At 67.8% G+C, this 14,171-nt stretch carries 13 protein-coding genes; 8 read left to right on the top strand and 5 right to left on the bottom strand.

The genetic code is table 11. The annotated features are described in order from the left end of the window. The first annotated feature begins 57 nt into the window (after positions 1–57). The 6 genes from E4M01_RS08570 to E4M01_RS08545 are packed head-to-tail and all read left to right on the top strand — an operon-like array spanning position 58 to position 6,868. Complete coding sequence (locus E4M01_RS08570; protein ID WP_135063416.1) at positions 58–1,407, top strand: peptidylprolyl isomerase; 1,350 nt, start codon at positions 58–60, stop codon at positions 1,405–1,407. Continuing rightward, positions 1,404–2,429, top strand: coding sequence for a 4-hydroxythreonine-4-phosphate dehydrogenase PdxA (gene pdxA, locus E4M01_RS08565; protein WP_135063418.1), 1,026 nt, complete (start codon positions 1,404–1,406; stop codon positions 2,427–2,429). The genes E4M01_RS08570 and pdxA overlap by 4 nt, the downstream gene beginning before the upstream one ends. Beyond that, on the top strand, positions 2,426–3,241 hold the full coding sequence (gene rsmA / locus E4M01_RS08560; protein ID WP_135063420.1) for a 16S rRNA (adenine(1518)-N(6)/adenine(1519)-N(6))-dimethyltransferase RsmA: 816 nt from the start codon (positions 2,426–2,428) through the stop codon (positions 3,239–3,241). Before pdxA ends, rsmA begins: the two co-directional genes overlap by 4 nt. Positions 3,242–3,291: 50 nt before the next feature. Next, positions 3,292–4,458 carry a lycopene beta-cyclase CrtY gene (gene crtY, locus E4M01_RS08555; RefSeq protein ID WP_135063422.1) on the top strand — a complete coding sequence of 389 codons (1,167 nt, stop codon included), beginning with the start codon at positions 3,292–3,294 and terminating at the stop codon, positions 4,456–4,458. Next, a complete protein-coding gene (locus tag E4M01_RS08550; protein WP_135063424.1) occupies positions 4,458–5,939 on the top strand; it encodes a phytoene desaturase in 1,482 nt (493 codons plus the stop codon). Before crtY ends, E4M01_RS08550 begins: the two co-directional genes overlap by 1 nt. Then, positions 5,936–6,868 carry a phytoene/squalene synthase family protein gene (locus E4M01_RS08545; RefSeq protein WP_135063426.1) on the top strand — a complete coding sequence of 311 codons (933 nt, stop codon included), beginning with the start codon at positions 5,936–5,938 and terminating at the stop codon, positions 6,866–6,868. Before E4M01_RS08550 ends, E4M01_RS08545 begins: the two co-directional genes overlap by 4 nt. A 3-nt stretch (positions 6,869–6,871) precedes the next feature. Here the strand turns inward: E4M01_RS08545 and E4M01_RS08540 are convergent, their stop codons facing one another. Genes E4M01_RS08540 through E4M01_RS08530 form a run of 3 tightly spaced genes read right to left on the bottom strand, consistent with a single transcriptional unit; the run spans position 6,872 to position 9,766 of the window. Beyond that, positions 6,872–7,939: an ABC transporter permease gene (locus tag E4M01_RS08540; RefSeq protein ID WP_135063428.1), complete on the bottom strand. Its 1,068-nt coding sequence runs from the start codon at positions 7,937–7,939 to the stop codon at positions 6,872–6,874. Then, positions 7,936–8,865, bottom strand: coding sequence for an ABC transporter ATP-binding protein (locus E4M01_RS08535; protein WP_135063430.1), 930 nt, complete (start codon positions 8,863–8,865; stop codon positions 7,936–7,938). Before E4M01_RS08535 ends, E4M01_RS08540 begins: the two co-directional genes overlap by 4 nt. Next, positions 8,855–9,766: a polyprenyl synthetase family protein gene (locus E4M01_RS08530; RefSeq protein WP_256359933.1), complete on the bottom strand. Its 912-nt coding sequence runs from the start codon at positions 9,764–9,766 to the stop codon at positions 8,855–8,857. The genes E4M01_RS08535 and E4M01_RS08530 overlap by 11 nt, the downstream gene beginning before the upstream one ends. Before the next feature lie 129 nt (positions 9,767–9,895). Here E4M01_RS08530 and fni point away from each other — a divergent pair, with 129 nt between their 5' ends. Continuing rightward, positions 9,896–10,939, top strand: a complete 1,044-nt coding sequence (gene fni, locus E4M01_RS08525) for a type 2 isopentenyl-diphosphate Delta-isomerase (RefSeq protein ID WP_135063434.1) — start codon at positions 9,896–9,898, stop codon at positions 10,937–10,939. On the opposite strand, the gene E4M01_RS08520 is transcribed toward fni, so the two are convergent. Next, entirely contained in the window at positions 10,906–11,376 is a 471-nt protein-coding gene (locus E4M01_RS08520) for a sterol desaturase family protein (RefSeq protein WP_245158238.1), read from the bottom strand. The genes fni and E4M01_RS08520 overlap by 34 nt on opposite strands. Positions 11,377–11,446: 70 nt before the next feature. Here E4M01_RS08520 and E4M01_RS08515 point away from each other — a divergent pair, with 70 nt between their 5' ends. Next, positions 11,447–12,187 carry a sterol desaturase family protein gene (locus E4M01_RS08515; protein WP_245158239.1) on the top strand — a complete coding sequence of 247 codons (741 nt, stop codon included), beginning with the start codon at positions 11,447–11,449 and terminating at the stop codon, positions 12,185–12,187. 32 nt (positions 12,188–12,219) lie between these two features. Here E4M01_RS08515 and E4M01_RS08510 read toward each other — a convergent pair whose 3' ends face one another. Continuing rightward, positions 12,220–14,073, bottom strand: coding sequence for an ABC transporter transmembrane domain-containing protein (locus E4M01_RS08510; protein ID WP_135063438.1), 1,854 nt, complete (start codon positions 14,071–14,073; stop codon positions 12,220–12,222). Between the last annotated feature and the right edge of the window lie 98 nt (positions 14,074–14,171).

The following is a 14,171-nucleotide window of genomic DNA, read 5'->3' as shown; positions in this document are numbered from 1 at the left end:
GCGCGGCCGCCGACCATGGGGTTGGCCCGCGAAGGCTTTGAGGAACCAGGACGAACCATGCGTCTGATGCGTTTTACGGCTGGCGTCGCCATCGCCGCGATTCTAGCCGCCAACCCGGCCCTGGCGCAGGCGGGCGGGCAAGCCGCGCCCTCAACAGTCGCAGGCGCGGTCAACCCTGCCGCTGAGGAAGCGCCGATGGCGGCGCGCCAGGCGCAGTTCCAACTCGCCGATGGAATCGTGGCGACTGTCAACGATCGCATCATCACGGGCTACGACCTCAGACAGCGCATGCTGGTCGTGATCGCCATGACCCAGGTGCAGCCTACAGAAGAGAATCTTCAGGCGATCCAGCAACAGGCTTTGCAGGACCTGATTGAGGAGCGCCTACAGGCCTTGGAGCTCGAGCGGTTCGCAGAACAGCTGCAGATATCGGACGAGGAAGTCGATCAGGAGATCGCCGCCATGGCCCAGGAGGCCGGGGTGACGCCGCAGGCCTACCTCGGTTTCCTTCAGCGGGGCGGTATCGCTCTCGCGCCCTTCCGCGCTCAGATACGCACATCGATCGGCTGGCGCGAGCTGGTTGGCGGCCGTTTCGGCGCTCGCGCCCGCGTCAGCAGAAATCAGGTCGATCAGACCCTGCGGCAGATGGCCGAAGCTGCGGCCAAGCCTCAGTACCTCATCGGAGAAATCTTCATCGACGCCGCGCGCGCCGGCGGTCAGCAGGCCGCTGTCAACGGTGCGCAGCAGCTCATTCAGCAAATCCTGCAAGGCGCGCCGTTCCAAGCTGTGGCGCGGCAGTTCTCCTCGGCTCCGTCCGCCGCGGCGCAGACGCCCGGCGACGCCGGCTGGATCATCCAGGGCACGGTTCAGCCAGCGCTCCAGCAGGCGTTCGACGCGCTCGAGCCGGGTCAGCTGTCCAACCCCATACCGGTGGAGGGCGGCGTCTACATCATCTACATGCGCGACAAGCGCTCCGGCGCCGACACCAGCTTGGTCCAGCTGCGTCAAATGATGATCGAACTGCCCGAGACGGCTACCGAAGCGCAGGTCGCCGCCGCGACCGAGCGTCTGAACACCCTTCGTCCTCAGCTCACCTGTGACAGCATCCTGCCGCGCGCACGGTCTGAAGAAGGCCTGCTGGGCTCGGATTTGGGCGAAGCCGACGTCCAGAACCTCGCGCCTCAGTTCCAGCAGGTGGCGCGGTCGGCCGAGATCGGGACGATCTCTACGCCTGTCCGGACGCCGCTGGGCCTGCACCTGTTGGCGGTGTGCGGCCGCCGGACGGGAGGCCCGGATGCTCCGACGTTCCAGCAGGTCGAAAACCGCCTGCGCAATCAGGCGCTGGTGATGATGGAACGTCGCTATATGCGCGATCTTCGCGCCGATTCCCTCATCGAGCTCAAATGACGTCGGCGGCCGCGCCTCGGCCGCCGCTTGTCCTGAGCCTTGGCGAACCCGCCGGGGTGGGGCCGGAGATCGTTGTGGAAGCTTGGAGGGCGTTGGCCCGAACGGGACCGGCGTTCACCGTCATCGGCGACGCCGCCCTGCTGGCCGGTTCAGGAGCGCCCGTGGCCGTCGTTGACGAGGCGTCATCCGGCGTTGCGTCCTTCGCCCAAGCGCTTCCGGTGATGGACCGCCCGCTGGCCGCTCCAGTGGTCGCAGGCCGGCCTGACCCGCGAAACGCACCCTGCGTAATCGACTGGATCGAAGAAGCGGTCGGACAGGTCCTGAGCGGTCACGCGTCCGCCCTCGTGACTGCGCCCATCGCCAAGGCGCCGCTCTACGCGTCCGGTTTCCGTTTCCCCGGACACACCGAATTTATCGCCGAACTGACTTCTGATGCGCCATTCGCCGGCGTTCGAGGCCCGGTGATGATGCTGACGGCCCGTGATCTGCGGGCGTGTCTGGTCACTATCCACGTCGCGCTGGACCGTGTCGCCGAACTTGTCACGCACGAGCGTGTCCGACGCACGGCCCAGGTTGTGCACGAAACCCTGAGGCGGGATTTCGGCATGGAGCGGCCGCGTCTGGCCTTGGCGGCGCTCAATCCTCACGCAGGCGAAGGCGGGGCGCTGGGCCTGCAGGAGATCGAAATTCTGAGGCCCGCCGCCGAACGCCTGCGAGGCGAAGGCATCGACATCTCGGATCCGAGGCCCGCTGACACCTTGTTCCACGACGAAGCCCGCAAGGAGTACGACGCCGTAATCTGCCTGTATCACGATCAGGCGCTGATACCGGTCAAGACCCTGGACTTCTGGGGCGGTGTGAACGCGACCTTGGGGCTGCCCATCGTTCGGACCTCTCCCGATCACGGCACGGGGCTGGACATCGCCGGGCAAGGCAGGGCGCGGCCCGACAGCCTGATCTCCGCTATCCGCCTGGCGGACGAGATGGCGCACGCTCGCCACCGATCAGGGGCGCGTCCATGACCCCCCTGCCCAGCCTTCGCGACCAGTTGAACGCTCACGGCCTCATGGCGAAGAAGAGCTTCGGCCAGCACTTCCTGCTCGACCTCAATGTGACGCGGAAGATTGTGCGGCGGGCGGGCCCTTTCGAAGGACGCGACGTCATCGAGGTCGGCCCAGGACCCGGCGGCCTCACCCGCGCGCTGCTGGAAAGCGACGCCGGGCGCGTGATTCTGATCGAGAAGGATCCGCGATTCATCCCGCTGCTGTCGGAGCTGGACGACGGCTCTGATCGACTGACGATCATCGAGGGCGACGCACTGCATGTGAAGGAGGCGACCCTGGTCGGCGGGCCGGCCCACCTGGTGTCCAACCTGCCCTACAACGTCGGCACTCCCCTTCTCATAAAGTGGCTGACCGGCCCCTGGCGTCCGCACGCCCTGACGCTGATGTTTCAGAAGGAGGTGGCCGAACGCGTGGTCGCCTCGCCGGGTGATCCGGCGTATGGGCGCCTGGCGGTGATCGCCCAGGCGACCGCAACGGCCCGATTGGTCATGACGCTGCCGGCCGCCGCCTTCACGCCCCCGCCCAAGGTCGCCTCTGCGGTAGTTCACCTGTCCCCCAAACCCGACGCACCCAATCGAGCTCTGCTGACCAGCCTGGAGCGCGTCACCGCCGCCGCCTTCGGCCAGCGCCGCAAGATGCTGCGCTCAAGCCTCAAGCCTCTGGGCGGCGCGGACCTTTGCGAAGCCGCCGGCCTCGATCCCGACGCTCGTGCAGAGACGATCGACGTTTCCGGGTTCCTGCGGCTGGCGCAACTGCATGGCGCAGGCTGACTCCGCCTGGCTTGCTTGCCGCAGCGCGCGGGGCATGCCAGCAGTCCTCAATGCACTCTGACGGCCCCCAGACCACCACGCCTGACCTGCTGCTGATCGGCGGCGGACTGGCCAATGGGCTGTTGGCGTGGCGGCTGTCTCAGCTTCGACCGGACCTGGACGTCCACATCGTCGAGGCGGGCGATCGACTGGGCGGGGTGCACACCTGGTCGTTCTTCGAGCAGGATCTGACGCCTTCCCAGCGTGATTGGATCGCTCCGCTGATCACGCATCGCTGGCCCGAGTATTCGGTGCGCTTTCCCGCCCTTCGGCGCCGCCTTTCGACCGGCTACTGCAGCGTCACCTCCGATCGTTTCGCCGGGGTGGTTTCGGCCGCCCTGCCGGGCCGGGTGACGCTGTGTGCGCAAGCGATCGAGGTCTCGCCCTCCCACGCCGTTCTGGCGGACAGGCGAGTCCTGAGGGCCCGAGCCGTGATAGATGGCCGAGGACCTGCCGCGACGCCCGACCTGGCCCTGGGGTTTCAGAAGTTCGTGGGGCTGGAGGTGCGCCTGGCCGCGCCGCATGGTCTGGACGCTCCCATCATCATGGACGCCTGTGTGGATCAGGCCGGCGGCTATCGGTTTCTCTACACCCTGCCCTTCGAAGAGCGGACGCTGCTGATCGAGGATACGCGCTACACGGACGGGGCCGAGTTGGACCGCGACGTGTTTCGCCAGGGCGTGCTGGACTATGCGGCGCAGCAGGGCTGGATGATCGAGGCGATCCTGCGTGAGGAGGATGGCGTGCTGCCCGTGGCGTTGGACGGCGACATCGCCGCTCATCTCAAGCGCTTCGGGCCGGTCGCATTGAGCGGGTTGAGGGCCGGATTGTTTCATCCGACCACAGGCTATTCCCTGCCCGACGCCGTCCGCTTGGCCGACCACCTGGCGCAAGAACTGCGGGTCGATGATGTCGCAGACGACATCCGACGGCGCGCGTGCGACGTATGGGCTGAACGAGGCTTTTATCGACTGCTCAACCGCATGCTGTTCCGCGCCGCGCGACCCGAAGAAAGGTACCGGGTGCTTGAACGATTCTATCGCCTGCCCCAGCCGCTGATCGAGCGCTTCTATGCGGCCGAATCCACGCTGGGCGACAAGGCTCGGATTCTCAGCGGCAAGCCGCCGGTGCCGCTCGGCGCCGCGCTGAACTGCCTGATCGAAAAGGGACGTGCGTAATGCGGGCTGCGGTGATCGGATCGGGTTTCGGGGGGCTTTCGCTGGCCATCCGCCTGCAGTCGGCGGGCATTCAGACCACCGTCTTCGAGGCGCGCGACAAGGCCGGCGGCCGCGCCTACGTCTATCAGGACAAGGGCTACACCTTCGACGCCGGCCCCACGGTCATCACCGACCCGTCGGCGCTGGAAGAGCTGTTCGAGACCAGCGGACGCAAACTGTCGGACTATGTCGAGCTGCTGCCCGTCGCGCCCTTCTATCGGCTGTGCTGGGAGGACGGCGACGTGTTCGACTACGTCAACGACCAGGACGAGCTGGATCGCCAGATCGTGGCCCGCAATCCGGCCGACAAGGAAGGCTATCGCAAGTTCCTGGCCTATTCCGAGGACCTGCTGAAGGAAGGCTATCTGAAGCTGGGGGCCGTGCCGTTCCTGGACTTCGCCAGCATGGTCAAGGCGGCGCCCGAGCTGATGCGGCTGCAGGCCTGGCGGTCGGTCTACGACAAGGTGGCCAGCTATATTGAGGACGAGCACCTGCGCCAGGCGTTCAGCTTCCACTCGCTCTTGGTCGGCGGCAATCCGTTCGCCACCTCGTCGATCTACGCCCTGATCCATGCGCTGGAGCGGCGTTGGGGCGTGTGGTTCCCGCGCGGCGGCACCGGCGCCCTGATCCAGGGCATGGTGCGACTGCTTCAGGACCTCGGCGGCGAAGTCCGTCTGAACAGCCCGGTCGAGCGGATCACCATGGCCAACGGGCGCGCGACCGGCGTGGTGGTGGACGGCCAGACCATCGACTTCGACATGGTCGCCTCCAACGCCGATGTCGTGCACACCTATCAACGGCTGCTGGGTCAGGAGCCGCGTGGTCAGAAAGAGGGCGCGCGGCTCGCGGCCAAGCGTCACTCCATGTCGCTGTTCGTCATCTATTTCGGCCTGAGGCGCGTCCACCCCGAGGTGCGCCACCACACGGTCCTGTTCGGGCCGCGCTATCGCGAGCTGATCGCCGAAATCTTCAAGGGGCCGGACCTGCCCGACGACTTTTCGCTGTACCTGCACGCGCCGACGCGGACCGACCCGTCCCTGGCGCCCGAAGGCTGCGACGCCTTCTATGTGCTGGCGCCGGTGCCGCACCTGGCCTCGGCCGACATCGACTGGGAGGTCGAGGGGCCGCGCTATCGCGACCGCATCCTGGCCTATCTGGAAGAGCACTATATTCCGGGTCTGACGGCGGACCTCGACACCTGCCGCATCTTCACGCCCATCGATTTCCGCGACCAGCTGAACGCGCACCAGGGCTCGGCCTTCTCACTGGAGCCCATCCTGACCCAGAGCGCGTATTTCCGGGTCCACAATCGCGACGACCAGATCCCGAACCTGTATTTCGTAGGCGCCGGCACCCACCCGGGCGCGGGCGTGCCGGGCGTGGTCGGCTCGGCCAAGGCGACCGCCGGCCTGATGATCGAGGATGCGAGGCAGACCGCATGACCGACGCCGTCCTGGATCACAGCCGCCAGTCCATGGAGCAGGGCTCCAAGAGCTTCGCGGCCGCCGCGCGCCTGTTCCCGGCAGCGATCCGGGACGACGCCTGGATGCTGTACTCCTGGTGCCGGCATTGCGACGACGAGATCGACGGCCAGGTTCTGGGGCACGGCGCGGTCGGCATCGACCCGGTGCTGGCGGGTCAGAAGCTGGATGAACTTCGCGCCCGGACGACCGCCGCCCTGGCCGGAGAGCCGCAAACCGATCCGGTCTTCACCGCCTTCCAGCGCGTGGCCATGCGCCACGGCATCCCCGCCGACGAGGCCATGGATCTGCTGCAGGGCTTCGAAATGGACGTGATCGGCCGGCGCTACGACACGCTGGAGGACACGCTGGACTATTCCTATCACGTGGCCGGGGTGGTCGGCGTGATGATGGCCCGGATCATGGGGGTGGACGATGCGCCGACCCTGCAACGGGCGCAGGACCTGGGCCTGGCGTTCCAGTTGACGAACATCGCGCGCGACGTGGTCGAGGATGCGCAGGGCGGCCGGGTCTATCTGCCCGGCGCATGGCTGGACGAGGCCGGCGTGCCGCGTGATCAGGTCGCCGCGCCCGAGCATCGCGCCGCCGTGGCCCGCACCGCCCAGCGCCTGGTCGAGGCGGCGGAGCCCTTCTACGCCTCGGCTCGCTGGGGCCTGCGCGATCTCAACCCGCGCTCGGCCTGGGCCATCGCCACGGCGCGGGGCGTCTATCGCGCCATTGGTCGGCACGTGTCGCGCGCCGGGCCGGCGGCCTGGGACGGACGGACGTCGGTGGACAAGGCGGGCAAGCTGGTCCTGCTGGGACGCGGCGGCCTGATCGCCCTGTGGTGCAAGACGCTGGACGCGTGGCGCGACCCGCCGCCGCGTCCGGCCCTTTGGACCCACGTCTAGAGGCTAGGGAAGCGGCCGGCGCGCTTCGACCGCCAAGGCCGCCAGCCAGCCTGAGAAGGCGACGCTGGCCAGGAAGACCCACGCGCCCAGGACCACGTGATCCACAACCCCGCGCCACAGCAGCGTCTGGTAGGCCTCTATCGCCCAGGCGTGAGGGGTCGCCCAGCCGATCTGTCGAAACACTTCCGGCATGAGGAAGCGCGGAGCCATCGAGCCTCCGATCGCCGCCAGCAGCAGAACGATGAAGGTGGACAGAGGCTGAGCCTGACCGCGCGAACGGCACAGGCTGATGATCGCCAAAGCCAGCCCTGCGGCCGATGCAGCGGCCAGCACGGCAGTGACTAGCCACCCCGCGACCTGCAACGGCGATAAGGCCGGCAGGCTTGGATAGGCGACGGCGAAGACGAAAACAGTCTGGATGACTCCTGTCACGGTCAGCAGCGCGGCGCGCCCGCCGATAACCGGGCGAAGGCCCCCCGCGGCCAATGCCAGACGCGCCTGCAGCCCGGAACGTCGATCGTCCAGACCGGCCATCGCCCCATGCATTGCGGCGAAGAAGACGAACATCACGCTGACGGCCCCGGCGTAGTAGACGGCCTGAGCGTCCCCAGGCGGCCCTACGGTGCGGGCGCTCATCCGTCCTCTCGTCGGCGCGGTCTCGCCAGCTGCGATCTCGGCCAGGTGCTGCACCTGTCCGGAGAGCGCGGCTCCAGCTGTTTCCCGGCCCGGAGCCCTGATGATGATGATCCTCGGCGCATCCCCTCCAGAGGACTCCAGCAACACACCGGCGTCGGCTCTCCCGTCGGTCACCATCTGCTCGGCCGCGCTCGGGTCGACGGTCAGACGCAGGCGACCGCCCAGCTGCTCCGCCAGCCCCTCTTCGATCACGCGGCTTTGGACGGTGCGCGCGCCGTCGTGGAGCACCACGGCGAGATCGATTTCGCCCCGCGCTCCCGCGCCGAAGATGGCGGCGAAAAGCAGATAGACCAGCGGCGGCAGCACGAGCGTAAGGACCATGCCGGGGCGGTCACGCAGGAAACTTCGAAGACCCGCGACAAGAATGGCCCTCATGCCGCTGTCTCCTCAGACAGGGCCAGTACCAGTTCGTCGAGCCCGGGGCGCCGGATCGCCATTTCTCCTCCGCTTGCGCTAATGGCGTCCGCGAGCGTCAGCGCACGCGCGGTTGCGTCCGGCGCGATCAGCCGCCACGCCAGGCCGTCGTCCGAGCTCTGCAGTCCAGCGGTCGACAGTGTTCGATACAGCGCGTCGTCCGGGCGCGAACTGAAGGAGACGTTCAGCAGGCCGTTCCGACCGAATCGCGCGCGCAGGAGATCGGAGGGCGAGCCCTCGGCCACCAGCCGTCCTCTGGAGATCACGCCCACCCGGTCGGCCGCTTCCGCCACGAAGGCCGCGTCATGACTGACCATCAGGCATCCCGCGCCGTCTCGCGTCGCCAGGCGGACAGCACGCGCCAGCGCCGACCGGGTCATGACGTCAACGCCCTCGGTCGGCTCGTCCAGGACAAGCAGGGCTGGACGTGCGACGAGGGCGGCCGCCAGGTTCGCGCGCCTGCGCCAGCCTCCGGAAAGGGTGGCCACGACGTCGTCGGCCCGCACACTGCATTCGGCGGCCGTCATAGCCTGACGGACACCGGCCGCCGCCTCCCGGCCCAGCCCCGCCAGTTGCGCCAAGGCGAAAAGGTTTTGGCGTATGGTCAGCAAGGGAAACAGCGCGCATTCCTGCGGCGCCAGGCCGACACGACCCCGATCGATCCGGCCGCCCGATCTGCGGCCCGCCAAGATCGTCTCACCTCGCTCCGGCTTTAGAAGACCGCAGGCCACGCGCACAGCCGTCGACTTGCCCGCGCCGTTGGGCCCCAGCAATGCGTAGGCCTCGCCCGCCGCAATGGTCAGGGACAAGCCGTTCAGAACAGGCCCGCGGCCATAACCGGCGCGGACGTCGGCGAGAATCAGCGCCGGAGGCAGGTCAGAGTTCAACGTAGGCGCTTCTCACCAAGCCCGCGGCGTAGTCCGCCAAGGCGCAGGGCCCGCCCAGCGCCGTCTCGGCCTGGGCCGCCGCGTCGCGGATACGCGTCCTGACTTCGTCCACGCCCCATAGATCCAAGAACGTCCGCTGGTCCCTGTCCTGGCCGACATCCTTGCCGATGTCTTCGGCGGCGGCGGTGCGGTCCTGAAGGTCGTCGCAAAGCTGGAACGCAAACCCCATGATCTCGCCGAACGCGATCAGGGCGGCCTCCTGCTCGGGGGATGCATCGCCGATTTCGGCTCCCCCCTTCAGAGCGGCCAGGAAAAGCGCTGTGGTTTTGAGGTGGTTCAGGCGGCGTAGTCCGGGCTCGTCGCGAGCCTCCGCTGGATCCCGCAGATCCCGCATCTGTCCGTGGGCGAGTCCTTGGAAGCCCACCGCGGACGTCAGGGCGTCGAGCAACGCCAGACGCTGATCCGCCCTTATGTCCGGCGCCCGAAGGATGGTGGCGAAGGCTTGGTTCAACAAGGCGATGGAGGCCAGGACAGCCGCGTCTTCTCCATGGGCCCGATGGAGAGCGGGCGCGCCGCGCCGCAGCGATGCGTCATCCATGCAGGGCAAATCATCCAGAACCAGGGAGGAGGCGTGCATCATCTCGACCGCGCACCCGAAATCCAGCGCGTCGGCTGGGTCTCCCCCGACATGCTCGCACGCCATCATGGCCATCACAGGCCTCACGCGCTTGCCCGGTCCACAGAGCGCCGAGCGAACGACGTGAGGCAATATGTCCCCGGCTCCGTCAGGTTCGGGAATCAGCTGCCCCAGTCGGCGATCGATCGTCGCAAGCCATGACGTCGCGGACGAGACCGTCAGGATCGGCCCTGAGAAGGCAGACGGCGATACGGCTGACGCCATTGGCTGGCTTGCTCCCTCACAGGCGGCGATTCGGCCACGGCGCGCCATTGCGACGTTCGGTCTAACCGCTATGGTCGAGCCTGCATACGGCATCACGCGCCCGGCGGATGCAACTCCTACAGGGAACCGATGGCTTCGTCAGGAGACGCACTCGTTCGTCGCAAGGATGAACACATCGATCACGTCCTGGCAGGACGAGGCCAGTCTTCGATCGGATCGGAACTGGACCTCGTCCGGTTCCAGCACAATGCTCTGCCTGAGATCGACCACGACGCCATCGATCTTTCCGCGACGCTGCTTGGTCATCGTCTGCAGTTGCCTTTTGTGATCAGTTCGATGACCGGGGGCCCGTCACGCGCCGCCGCAGTGAACGCGCGTCTGGCGGAGGCAGCGCAAGCCGTCGGCGTCGCCTTGGCCGTCGGCTCTCAGCGTGTTGCGCTGGAAGGCGACGCTGATCTGGGCCTCGATCTGGACCTTCGGCGACGGGCGCCGAGCACTCTGCTCCTGGCTAATCTGGGCGCGGTTCAGTTCGTGAAGGGCTATGGCCTGGACCAGGCCAGACGCGCCGTGGAGATGATCGGCGCCGACGGCCTGATCCTCCATCTCAATCCTCTTCAGGAGGCTGTTCAGCGTGAGGGCGACCGCGACTGGCGGGGCGTGACGGCAGCCATCGGCGCGGTGGCTCGCGCGTTCCCCGGCAGGCTGGTCGTCAAGGAGACAGGGGCGGGCGTTTCCGGCGCGGTCGCCCGCACGCTGGCCGACCTGGGCGTGGCGGCTCTGGACGTCGCCGGCGCCGGCGGCACAAACTGGGGCTTGATCGAGGGGGCCCGCGAAACCGGAGGTCCGGCCGAAGCTGTCGCCCAGCCGTTCGCTTCGTGGGGCATATCGACGGCCCGCAGTCTCGCCGCCGCCGCCGCCGCCGCGCCCGAGCTTGCGCTGATTGGTTCGGGCGGCGTTCGATCCGGGCTTGATGCGGCTCGAGCGATCCGCTTGGGAGCTCAGGTCGTGGGTCAAGCGGCGGGCCTGTTGCAGGCCGCATTGGTTTCGACCGAGGCCGTTGTCGAACACTTCGAGATTCAGGCGGCGCAACTGCGCCTGGCCTGCTTCTGCACGGGCTCTGCCGATCTGACCGCCCTGGCTCAGGCGCCGTTGCTGAACGACGTGCGCTTCTGAACGAGCTCGGCCTTCAGCGCGCGTACGGGCCTCACCCACAGAAAGCCGAAAGACACGCAGCCTTCGCGGGTGCGAACCGCATGGTGGAGTCGGTGCGCTTGGATCCGCTTTCTCCAGAAGGCCGAAGCGCAGGTCATGCCCGTCGGGAAGCGGCGGTGAACCAAGCCGTCGTGGAAGTAGAAATAGATTGCTCCGTAGGCGGTCACGCCCAGGCCGATCGGCAGGGCCCAGATCCAGAAGTTGACTCCTATGGCGATCAGCAGGATCGCCGGCGCCGCGAAGACTACGGCGAACGCATCGTTCAGCTCCAGACGCTCATGATGCGGCTCATGATGACTGCGGTGCCAGACCCAAAGCGGCCCGTGCATGACGTAGCGGTGGGTGGCCCATGCGAACATTTCCATGCCCACGACCGTGAGAAAGAACAACAGGATCATCGCCGCAAGCGCCATGCCCCAGCATAACGCCTGCCTGCGCGTCACGCCATGACTTGACCGACGCGGCTGAATGGCCGCTTCTGCGCCCATGCTCGTCGATGTGTTTCTGACCACTGTCGCCCTGACGGCGATCATCGCTGTGCGGTACGTGGCGGTCGGTGTCGTGACTCATCGCCTGCTTTGGCAGGGTCGAGGGCGAGGGCGCCGACTGAACCTGCGTGCGCCCGCGGCCGCCCGAATGCGTCGGGAGATGATCGTCTCGCTGGCCGCCTGCCCGATCTACGCCCTGCCCGCCGCCCTGGCGATCGAACTTTGGAAGCGCGGGCATACCGCCATCTACAGCGATGTTCACGCCTGGCCGCTGTGGTGGCTGCCCGCAAGCCTTGTCGTGTATCTGCTGGCGCACGACGCCTTCTATTATTGGCTCCACCGCGGCCTGCACCACACGCGCGTGTTCTCGTGGGCGCATGCCGAGCACCATCGCTCGCGCGATCCCAGCGCCTTCGCGTCCTTCGCCTTTGACCCCGCAGAGGCGGTGGCGACGGCGTGGTTTCTGCCGGCAATGGCGCTGGTCGTCCCGATCCACTGGGCCGTAGCGCTCGTCCTGCTGACCCTGATGACACTGGCCGCAGTGCTCAACCACGCCGGTCGAGAGGTCTGGCCTGAGGCGTGGCTGAGCCGTGCGCCGCTGAGATGGTTCATCACCGCTTCGCATCACGACGCCCATCACAAGCGGTTCAACGGCAACTACGGACTATACTTCCAGTTCTGGGACAGGGTCGGCGGCACCCAACTGTCCGGCCGTCGATAGCGGTTCGGGATGATCCCCTCGATTATCCGCCCTTACTCGTCGCGGAACTGCAGCCGGGCCAGGCGGGCATAGAGGCCGCTGCGGGCCATCAGCTCGGCGTGGGTTCCCTCTTCCGCCACGCGGCCGTCCTCCATCACCACAATCCGGTCGGCGCGCAGGACGGTGGCCAGGCGATGGGCGATGACCACGGTCGTGCGGCTCTGCATCGCCCTATCGAGCGCGGCTTGAACCAGGCGCTCGTTCTCGGCGTCCAGGGCAGAGGTCGCCTCGTCCAAAAGCAGGATCGGCGCCTGACGCGCCAGGGCGCGGGCGATAGCCAGGCGTTGGCGCTGGCCGCCCGACAGGGTCTTGGCGCGTTCGCCCAGGGGGGTGTCGAAGCCTTCCGGCAGGGCGTCGATGAATCCCAGCGCCTGGGCTTCGTCGGCCACGGCGCGGGCCTCTTCCTCCGTCGCGGCCTCGCGGCCAAAGCGGATGTTCTCCAAGGCCGAACCCGAGAAGAGCGGCGCCTCTTGCGACACCCAGGCGAAGCGGTTGCGCACCGCCGTCGGATCGGCCTGTCGGATGTCTACGCCGTCGACCGACACGACGCCCGACTGTGGATCGTAGAAGCGCAGCAGGAGCCGGAACACCGTCGACTTGCCCGCCCCCGACGGGCCCACCAGCGCCACCGTCTCGCCCGCCCGCACGGTCAGGGAGAAACCCTTCAGCGCCGGCAGGTCCGGACGCCCAGGGTAGGTGAACTGCACGGCCGACATCGACAGCTCGCCCAGGGGCGGCTCAGGCAGGGTCACGGGCGCGACCGGGGGGCCGATAGCGGGCACGGCGCGCATCAGCTCGTCGATCCGCTCCATGGCGCCCGCCGCCTTCTGCACATCGCCCCAGGCCTCGCCCAGCGCGCCGACAGCGCCGGCGGTGAAGACCGACAGCAGCACGAACTGCAGCAGGGCGCCCGGCGTCATGCGGCCGGCCAGCACGTCCTGAGCGCCCAGCCACAGCACCAGGGTCACTCCGCCGAACATCACGGTGATGATCATGGCGGTCATCCAGGCGCGCGCCCGCATGCGGGTCAGGGAGATGCCGAACGCCGTCTCCACCGCCTGGCCGAACCGCGATCCGGCCGAAGCCTCGCGGCCAAAGGCCTGGACAGTCTCCAGCGCGTCGACGCTTTCGCCGGCGAAGCCGACGGCCCCCGCGAACTGGTCCTGGGACTGGACGGTCAGACGCCGCACGCGCCGCCCGAACAGAAACAGCGGCCCCAGCAGCAGCGGCACGATCAGCAGCACCAGGCCGGTCAGCTTGGGACTGACGATGAACAGCAGGATCGTGCCGCCCACCAGCGTCAGGAAGTTCCTGAGCGCGAACGACACCGAGGTCGTCAGCAGGGTGTCCACCAGCTGAATGTCCGTGGTCAGCCGCGACAGCACCTCGCCGGTGCGTATCCGTGCAAAGAAGGATGGGTCCAAGGTCAGTATGCGGCCGAACAGCGCCTTGCGCAGGTCCGCGATGATCCGCTCGCCGGTCTTGGTCACATAGAAGTAGCGCACCGCCGAGGCGACGCCGAGCGCGAGTGCGTTGGCGCCGAGCAGCAAGAACCAGAGATCGATCTGGCTGCCGCCGTTCTCGAAGCCGTGGTCGATCGCCCCGCGCGCCGACGCCGTCAGGGCGAGCGACGCGGTGGTCGAGCCGATCATCCAGAAGGCCGCGATCAGGGCGTTGACCTTGTGTCGCATCAGGAAGGGCCACAGCCGCGCCAGCGGACGGATGTCGCGGCGTTTCTGGCGACGCTCGCCGGCCTCGCCCATCTGCTCGATCAGCTGAGCGCCGACGCTTGGCCGTTCGCGGACGTCGGGCGTGGCGAAGCGGTCGGAAGCGGAAGCGTCGGTCATGGCCGCCTCTTGCCCCCAAACGGCGCCCGGTGTAAACGCCGCCGCTCATTCCCCGCGGGCGAGCTCGCGGGGTTCTCTCATTTTACGCGCAAACGACG

This window comes from Brevundimonas sp. MF30-B (assembly GCF_004683885.1).
Classification (GTDB): domain Bacteria; phylum Pseudomonadota; class Alphaproteobacteria; order Caulobacterales; family Caulobacteraceae; genus Brevundimonas.
Note: the sequence above shows the minus strand (reverse complement) of the source record. Positions and strands in the feature narration are given on the sequence as shown.